Source organism: Pseudonocardia pini (genome assembly GCF_013870575.1).
GTDB classification, from domain to species: Bacteria; Actinomycetota; Actinomycetes; order Mycobacteriales; family Pseudonocardiaceae; genus Pseudonocardia; species Pseudonocardia pini.
This window is the reverse complement of record NZ_JACBXB010000206.1, coordinates 1-7831: the sequence shown is the minus strand read 5'-3', so window position 1 is coordinate 7831 and position 7831 is coordinate 1. Positions and strand designations below refer to the sequence as shown.

The window sequence follows — 7831 nt, the reverse complement described above, 5'->3', positions numbered from 1 at the left end:
GCGAGCCCGGCGACCGGGTCCCGGCCCAAGCCCGCGACCAGCGGATCCGCCGCCTCGAGGCCCGCCTTCCGGACCAGCTTCTTCTCGTTGAGCGTCCACTCCCCGCGCCCGGCGAGCACCCCGTGCGCGGTCTGCAGCACCGCCCGTGCCGCCATCCCGGCGGCCTGGGTGAGCTCGCCGCGCTCGGCGTGCCTCCGCGCGTGGAACAGCGAGAACGCCGACCCCCACCGCCACCGGTACGCCGCGGTGCGGCGCAGCTCCACCGGGAAGTCGACCGCGGGCAGGGTGCCTGCCAGCCGCACGCCGAGGGCGATCTCCCCGATCGGGGTGTAGGTGGGCAGGCCGACCACGTGGCCCTCCACCGCGTCGATCTCGAACCGGCCCGCCCGGGCGTCGGCGTACCAGGCGTCGATCCGGTCCAGGTCCCGGAGCAGCACGTCGACCGGCGTGCCGTCGACGGACAGCCACGCCCCGCCGTCGACGATGCGGCCCCACTCCCCGCGCTGCGCCACGTGCCCGGGGAACCCGAGCCCGGCCAGCAGCCGCGCGTCGAAGTCGCCGCGGTAGTACAGCCCGAGGTCCCAGTCGCTGTCCGGCCGCTGGGTGCCCGCCGCCCGGCTGCCGCCGAGGGTCACCGCGACCACGCCCGGCAGGGCCGCGAGCCGGGGAGCCAGCATCCGCGCGAGATCGGTCACCGGACCATGGTCGCCACGGTCCCCGCGCCGGGCAACGCCTTTCGCCCCCGAGCGGTAGCGTTCGGACCATGGCCGAGAACGTCGTCGTGATCACCGCAACGGACCTGGACGCCGCCCTCCGGTCCCTCGAGGGGCTCGACGGGGTGGAGCTGCGGGCCGCGGCCATCGTGAGCCGGGACGCGGACGGGGCGCTGAGCCTGGACCACGAGGCCGGGGACGCACTCACGTTCGCCGAGAAGCACCCGCGGCTCGGCGCGCTCGTCACGCTGCTGCTGGGGCCGATCGACACCCTGCTGTTCGGCAACCAGCTCGTGGCGCTCTACGGCGCCACCGAGCAGAGTCCCGAGGACCTCGCGTTGCGGCACATCGCGCAGGCCGTGCCCGCGGGCAGCAGTGCGCTGATCGCCGAGGTGGACGAAGCGGACCCCGCGGTGCTCGACGCGGCCGTCCCCGGCACCATCTCCCGCCGCCCGCTGTCCGTCGTGGAGGCGGAGATCGCCGCGGCGCAGCAGCCCTGAGACGCGTGAGGGAGCCACAACTGTCGTCTCGGAGGCCGAGAACGACGGTTGTGGCTCCCTGACGGCTAGTCCTGGGGCTTGCGTCTCGGCTGGCGCGGCTGCCACACGACGACGGCGCTGCGGTCGACCGGGACCAGGTCCCGGCGGTAGGTCTGATGGACCATGCTCGCCGCCTGCTCGGCCGCGGCGTGGGCGGCCGAGAGCTCCTCGTGCAGCTCGGCGACCCGGGCCTTCAGGTCGTCGACCAGCTGCTCGAGCTCGATGATCCGCTTCACCCCGGCGAGGTTCACGCCCTCCTCCTGGGAGAGCCGCTGCACCTCGCGGAGCAGCGCGATGTCCCGCGCCGAGTAGCGCCGTCCGCCGCCGGGCGACCGGCCGGGGCTCACCAGCCCCAGCCGGTCGTAGCTGCGCAACGTCTGGGCGTGCAGCCCGGAGAGCTCGGCCGCGATGGAGATGACGAAGACCGGTGTGTCCTGGCCCGCGCCCGGGGGCAGCGGACCCGAATCCTCAGTCATCTCGCCTCACCTCCCCTACCGACCCCCCGCGAGCAGGTCCGCCCGCGGGTCGAAGGACTTCGTCGCGTCCGTGTAGGCCTGCAGGGCCTCCGACGCGGCCTCGTCCAGCCGCTGCGGAACGGCCACCTCGACGGTGACGAGGAGGTCGCCCGCACCCTTCTTCGCCTGCACCCCGCGCCCGCGGACCCGAAAGGTCCGGCCGCTCGCGGTCCCCGAGGGGATCTTGAGCGACACCGTCGAGTCGAGCGTGGGCACCGTCAGGGTCGCACCCGAGACGAGCTCGGGGAAGGTCACCGGGACCTTCAGCGTGAGATCGCGCGAGTTCTTCGCCGACCGACCGAACAGCCGGTGCGGCGTCACGCTCAGCTTCACGTAGAGGTCACCGGACGGGCCGCCGAAGCGCCCCGGACCGCCCTTGCCCGCCAGCCGGATGCGCTGGCCGTCCTCCACGCCCGCGGGGATGCGCACCGTCAGCGGTCGCGCCTTGGTGCTGACGCCGTCCCCGTGGCACTCGGGGCACGGGTCGTCGACCACGGACCCCGTGCCGCGGCACTCGCGGCACGGCTCCGACATCGCGAACGCCCCCTCGGAGCGGTTCACGAACCCGGACCCGCTGCACACCGGGCAGGTGTGCGAGCCGGTGCCGGGGCGGGCGCCGCTGCCGTGACAGGTGTCGCAGGTCCCGGGGGAGGTCACGGTCAGCGTCATCGTGGCGCCGCGGACCGCGTCCTCGAACGGGATGGTCAGCGAGCTCTCGACGTCCGCACCCTGCTGGGCACGTTGCATGCCCGGGGTGGGGCCGCCCCCGCCGCGGTTGCCGAACAGGCCGCCGAGCAGGTCGCCGAGCCCGCCCGCGCCCGCCGTGCCGCCGCAGCGGGCCGCCTGCCCGAAGAGATCGCCCAGGTAGAAGCCCTGGGCGCCCCCGCCCGCGCCGGGGAACCCGCCCGGGAAGCCCTGGCCCCCACCGGGGAAGCCGCCGGGCATCCCGCCGCCCGCGAAGAGCTTGCGGGTCTCGTCGTACTCCTTGCGCTTCTCGGCGTCGCCGAGCACGCCGTAGGCCTCGGAGACGGCCTTGAACCGCGCCTCCGCCTTGGCGTCGCCGGGGTTGGCGTCCGGGTGCAGCTCGCGGGCGAGCTTGCGGTACGCCTTCTTGATCTCCGGGTCCGACGCCGTGGACGAGACGCCCAGCTCACGGTAGAAGTCCTTCTCGATCCAGTCCCGCTGGGTCATCCCGCCTCCTCTCCTAGTCCTCTTCCGCGGTGGGGTCCGGGCGGTCGGCCACGGTCACCATCGCGGGGCGCAGTACCCGGTCCGCGATCTTGTAGCCCTGCCGCAGCACCGCCGTGAGGACGGTGATCGTGGGCCCGGGGGCCTCGGCGGGCTCGTGCTGGACGGCCTCGTGCAGCGACGGGTCGAACAGTTCGCCGTCCGCGGCGAAGGACTCGAGCCCGAGCCCCCGCGCCACGTTCACGATCTTGTCCGCCACCGACTTGAACGGGCCGGTCAGGTCGCCGTGCTGTTCCGCGCGGGAGATGTCGTCCAGCACGGTGAGCAGGTCGGACACGAAGGAGACCTTCGCCCCGATCAACACGGACTCCCGGTCCCGGTCCACCCGGCGGCGGTAGTTCGCGTACTCGGCGGTGACGCGCTGCAGGTCGTTGGTCCGCTCCTCGAGCTGCTTCTCGAGGTCCGCGATCCGCGGGTCCTCGAGCTCGATCTCGGGCTCAGCGTCCGGCGTGGGAGGGGTCCCCCCCGGGGCGGCGGCACCCTGCTGGGTGCCGCCCGCTCCCGGAGTCCGGACCTCCCCCGTCAGGGGGTCGATCCGGCGCCGGTCCGTGAACCGGACCGGCTCCTCCTGCTCCCCCTCCGGGCCCGGCCTGCGGTCGGATCCGTACGGGGTGCTCACTTGTCCTTCTTCTCCTCGTCGTCGACGATCTCGGCGTCCACCACGTCGTCGTCGGCCTTAGCCTCGGACGTCGACTCGCCGGTGGGACCTGCGTCCCCGGCGGGGGCACCCTCGGCGCCCGGCTGCTGGTAGAGCGCCTGGCCGAGCTTCTGCGACTCGGTGGCGAGCTTCTCCATCGAGGACTTGATGGCCTCGGCGTCGGTGCCCTTGAGGGCCTCCTTCACCTCGTCCAGCCCGGAGGTCACGGAGTCCTTGACGTCCGCGGGGACCTTCTCCTCGTTGTCCTTCAGGAACTTCTCCGTCTGGTACACGAGGGTCTCGGCCTGGTTGCGGACCTCGGCCTCCTCACGCCGCTTCTTGTCCTCGGCGGCGTGCTGCTCGGCCTCCTTCATCATCCGGTCGATCTCGTCCTTGCCCAGGGCGGATCCGCCGGTGATGGTCATGTCCTGGCTCTTGCCGGTGCCCTTGTCGATCGCGGTGACCTTCACGATGCCGTTGGCGTCGATGTCGAAGGAGACCTCGATCTGCGGCACGCCCCGGGGGGCGGGCGGCAGCCCGGTGAGCTCGAACATGCCGAGCTTCTTGTTGTAGGCCGCGATCTCGCGCTCGCCCTGGAAGACCTGGATCTGGACCGACGGCTGGTTGTCGTCCGCCGTCGTGAAGATCTCGGACTTCTTGGTGGGGATCGTGGTGTTGCGCTCGATGAGCTTGGTCATCACGCCGCCCTTGGTCTCGATGCCGAGGGACAGCGGGGTGACGTCCAGCAGCAGGACGTCCTTGACCTCACCGCGCAGCACACCGGCCTGCAGGGCGGCGCCGACGGCGACGACCTCGTCCGGGTTCACGCCCTTGTTGGGCTCCTTGCCGCCGGTCAGCTCCTTGACGAGCTCCGTGACGGCGGGCATGCGGGTGGAGCCGCCGACGAGGACCACGTGGTCGATGTCGCCGACGGAGATACCGGCGTCCTTGACCACCTGGTTGAACGGCGCGCGGGTGCGGTCGAGCAGGTCCTGCGTGATCCGCTGGAACTCGGCGCGGGAGAGCGTCTCGTCCAGGAACAACGGGTTCTTCTCGCTGTCCACGGTGATGTACGGCAGGTTGATCGTGGCGTTGTTCGAGCTGGAGAGCTCGATCTTCGCCTTCTCCGCGGCCTCGCGCAGCCGCTGCATCGCCATCTTGTCCTTGGTCAGGTCGATGCCCTGGCTGCTCTTGAACTTGTCGACGAGCCACGTCACGACGCGCTCGTCCCAGTCGTCCCCACCGAGGTGGTTGTCGCCGTTGGTGGCCTTGACCTCGACGACGCCATCGCCGATCTCGAGGAGGGAGACGTCGAACGTGCCGCCACCGAGGTCGAACACGAGGATGGTCTGCTCGGTCTCGCCCTTGTCCAGCCCGTAGGCCAGCGCGGCCGCGGTGGGCTCGTTGACGATGCGCAGGACGTTGAGGCCGGCGATCTGGCCTGCTTCCTTGGTGGCCTGCCGCTGCGCGTCCTCGAAGTACGCGGGGACGGTGATCACCGCGTCGGTGATCGGCTCACCCAGGTACGACTCGGCGTCCCGCTTGAGCTTCTGCAGCACGCGGGCGGAGATCTCCTGCGTGCTGAAGGTCTTGCCGTCGATGTCCGGGGTCTTCCAGTCGCCGCCGATGTGGCGCTTGACCGAACGGAAGGTCCGGTCCGAGTTGGTGACGGCCTGGTTCTTCGCGGACTGACCCACGAGGACCTCGCCGTTCCGTGCGAACGCCACCACCGACGGCGTCGTCCTGGCGCCCTCGGAGTTGGCGATGACCGTCGGCTCCCCGCCCTCGAGGACGGCGACGACGGAGTTGGTGGTCCCGAGGTCGATGCCGACCGCACGAGCCATGGTTGTAAGCCTCCGAAGTAGTGGTGACCGCTCTGTTGAGCGGATCGGGCTCAAGTCTTGCGATTCGAGCCCCGGCCGTCAACTCGGCCTTGAGCCTGACTCGCTCAACTTGCTACCCAGCCCAACGGGCGACTTCGTGAGGTTGTTCCCGGGCGGCTCAACTTTCTCTCCGCGGCGGTCCAAGATCGCACGTTTCGTGCTCTCAGCGCTGCTTGATCGGCGGTTGCGTGCGCTCAGCGTCATGCCGACGACGCTGAGAGCACCTCACTCGCGATCTTGATGCTGCGTCGGCGCTGGGGCGTGCAGTCGACACGCGCTGCCGCCCAAGATCGCACGTTTCGTGCTCTCACTGCTGTTCCGACGACGCTCAGCGCACGCAGACAGCGATCTTGCCGCGCTGAGAGCACGAAACGTGCGATCTTGGACCGCGACCCTCGGACCCCGCGACCCCGCGACCCCGCAACCGAGCATCGCGCGATCTACCACTCCCTACCCTCAGCACTAGAGAAGGCGATACACCGCTACAGCGGGGGCGCCGGCTGGGGTGGGGGCACCTCCTCGCCAGGGCGCGGGAGCGGGTCGGCGACCGGGGCGAGGGCGCGTTGCGACTCCGGCACCGCAGCACCCGACGCGTCCCGGTACTCCAGCGCACCGTCGGGGTCCAGGTCCGCGACGTACCCCGCCGCGGCGAGCTGCTGCTCGTCCAGGTCCCGGAGCAGCTCCCAGCGACTCGGCACGACCCGGTAGTCCGGCCAGTCGAGGTGGCCGTAGGCCTCGTGCAGGTCGGCGAGCAGACCTGCGAACACCTGCTGCCACCGCAGCGGCATCGCCTCGGCGAGCGACCGCGGCACCACCAGGTACTCCGGTCCCGCCCCGGGGGCCGGCCGGTCGAGGTAGTCCGCCAGCGGGGTGGTCGAACGGGGCCGCGGGGCGGGTGCGGGCACGGTCGGGCGGGACACGGGAGGACCTCGATCTCAGGCGGAGTTGGCGGGCGTCCCCGGCCGGGTGGCCAGCGGCACCAGCTCGTCGTAGGTCCAGTTTACGGGCTGGACCCGCACGTTCTGGCCGCTGTAGGGGGCCTCGACCATCTGGTCGTTGCCCAGGTAGAGGAACACGTGGTGGATCGTGCGGGGGTCGCCGCGGTCGTAGGCGTAGAACATCAGGTCGCCGGGCTGTGCCTCGCGCACCGGCAGGTGCCCGCCCGCCTTGTACTGGTCCCGGGAGACCCGCGGCAGCTGCACGCCCGCGGACTCGAAGGCCCGCAGCATCAGCCCGGAGCAGTCGTAGGTGTTCGGCCCGGTGGCCCCCCACACGTACGGCTTGCCGACCTCGCCGAGCGCGAACTCGATCGCCGCCTTGGCGACGCCCGCGGGCAGGGTCGCCGTGCCCGGCCCGCAGCCCGCGGGGTCCGCCACCCCGCCGACCTGGCCGACCAGCCCCGCGGCGAGCGTCTCCCACTTCGCGTACGCGTTCGGGAAGGCGGAGCGCTGCACGGTCTGCGCCGCCACCGTGACGGGCTGCTGCTCCCAGCCGGGCACCAGGAGCAGCCGCTCGTAGAAGGTCCGCGAGCTGTAGACGGGGTCCGTGACCTGCGCGGGCGAGCCCCAGCCCTGCGACGGACGCTGCTGGAACAGCCCCAGTGAGTCCCGGTCGCCGTAGTCGATGTTGCGGAGCGTGGACTCCTGCATCGCCGTCGCGAGGGCGACCAGCCAGGCCCGCGGGGGCGTGTTCATCTCCTTGCCGACGCCGATGATCGTCGCCGCGTTCTGTCGCTGCTCGTCGCTCAGCGTCTCCATGGTCGCGCCCGCGGGCTGGCCCGTCGTGGCTCGGCCGACCGCGCCGATGCCGGCGTCGCAGCTCGCCATCGTGGGCCCCTGCTGCGTCTGCGACGACGACGGCGCGAAGGCCAGGAACCCGATCGTCAGGAACACCAGCAGCGCGACACCGATGGCGAGGAAGGGCAGCAGCAGGCGCAGCGGCCGGAACAGGCGCACGGCGTCAGGCCTGGTCGTAGCCGGAGACGCGCCAGCCCGCCTCCGTGTCGACGACCGTGATGGCCAGGTTCACCGCGTCCGTGGGCACGGTGACCAGGACCGTCCGCGGCGAGACCTCCTTGGGCCGGGCGGGCCCCGTGACCCGGGTGGCCGGGATGTTCGCCGGATCGACCCCGGTCAGTGTGCCCACGTACTCCGGGGTCGTGAACGGGGTCAGGCCCGCGACCCAGATCTGGTTCGTCATGCCCGCGGGATGGTTCGCCCAGGCCGCGGCCCAGTTCTGCGCCACCTGCAGGGCGTCCGCCGGGGCGGCGGCGAGCGGCAGGGTGGTGGGGGTCAGC

The 7831-nt window shown here is 71.9% G+C and carries 8 protein-coding genes and 1 pseudogene; 1 reads left to right on the top strand and 8 read right to left on the bottom strand.

Translation table 11 applies throughout. From position 1 onward, the window contains the following. A partial coding sequence (locus H5J29_RS14015; RefSeq protein WP_220187405.1) for a nucleotidyltransferase domain-containing protein occupies positions 1 to 695 on the bottom strand: 695 nt, incomplete at its 3' end. Positions 696 to 763: 68 nt separating this feature from the next. Between H5J29_RS14015 and H5J29_RS14010 the strand changes: the two genes are divergently transcribed. Beyond that, positions 764 to 1213 (top strand): hypothetical protein, encoded by a 450-nt coding sequence (locus tag H5J29_RS14010; protein ID WP_181781389.1) that lies wholly within the window; start codon positions 764 to 766, stop codon positions 1211 to 1213. Positions 1214 to 1278: 65 nt separating this feature from the next. Here the strand turns inward: H5J29_RS14010 and H5J29_RS14005 are convergent, their stop codons facing one another. The 7 genes and pseudogenes from H5J29_RS14005 to H5J29_RS13975 all read right to left on the bottom strand — a co-directional run. After that, positions 1279 to 1728 (bottom strand): heat shock protein transcriptional repressor HspR, encoded by a 450-nt coding sequence (locus H5J29_RS14005; protein WP_181781388.1) that lies wholly within the window; start codon positions 1726 to 1728, stop codon positions 1279 to 1281. A 15-nt stretch (positions 1729 to 1743) separates the two neighbouring features. After that, entirely contained in the window at positions 1744 to 2958 is a 1215-nt protein-coding gene (locus H5J29_RS14000; protein WP_181781387.1) for a DnaJ C-terminal domain-containing protein, read from the bottom strand. 13 nt (positions 2959 to 2971) lie between these two features. Further along, entirely contained in the window at positions 2972 to 3634 is a 663-nt protein-coding gene (gene grpE / locus H5J29_RS13995) for a nucleotide exchange factor GrpE (protein WP_181781386.1), read from the bottom strand. After that, on the bottom strand, positions 3631 to 5496 hold the full coding sequence (gene dnaK / locus H5J29_RS13990) for a molecular chaperone DnaK (protein WP_181781385.1): 1866 nt from the start codon (positions 5494 to 5496) through the stop codon (positions 3631 to 3633). Before dnaK ends, grpE begins: the two co-directional genes overlap by 4 nt. 521 nt (positions 5497 to 6017) lie before the next feature. Continuing rightward, complete coding sequence (locus tag H5J29_RS13985) at positions 6018 to 6455, bottom strand: hypothetical protein (protein WP_312858213.1); 438 nt, start codon at positions 6453 to 6455, stop codon at positions 6018 to 6020. 15 nt (positions 6456 to 6470) lie between these two features. Then, entirely contained in the window at positions 6471 to 7490 is a 1020-nt protein-coding gene (locus tag H5J29_RS13980; RefSeq protein WP_312858212.1) for a C40 family peptidase, read from the bottom strand. 4 nt (positions 7491 to 7494) lie between these two features. Further along, a pseudogene (locus tag H5J29_RS13975) lies at positions 7495 to 7831 on the bottom strand (hypothetical protein); the annotation flags it as partial.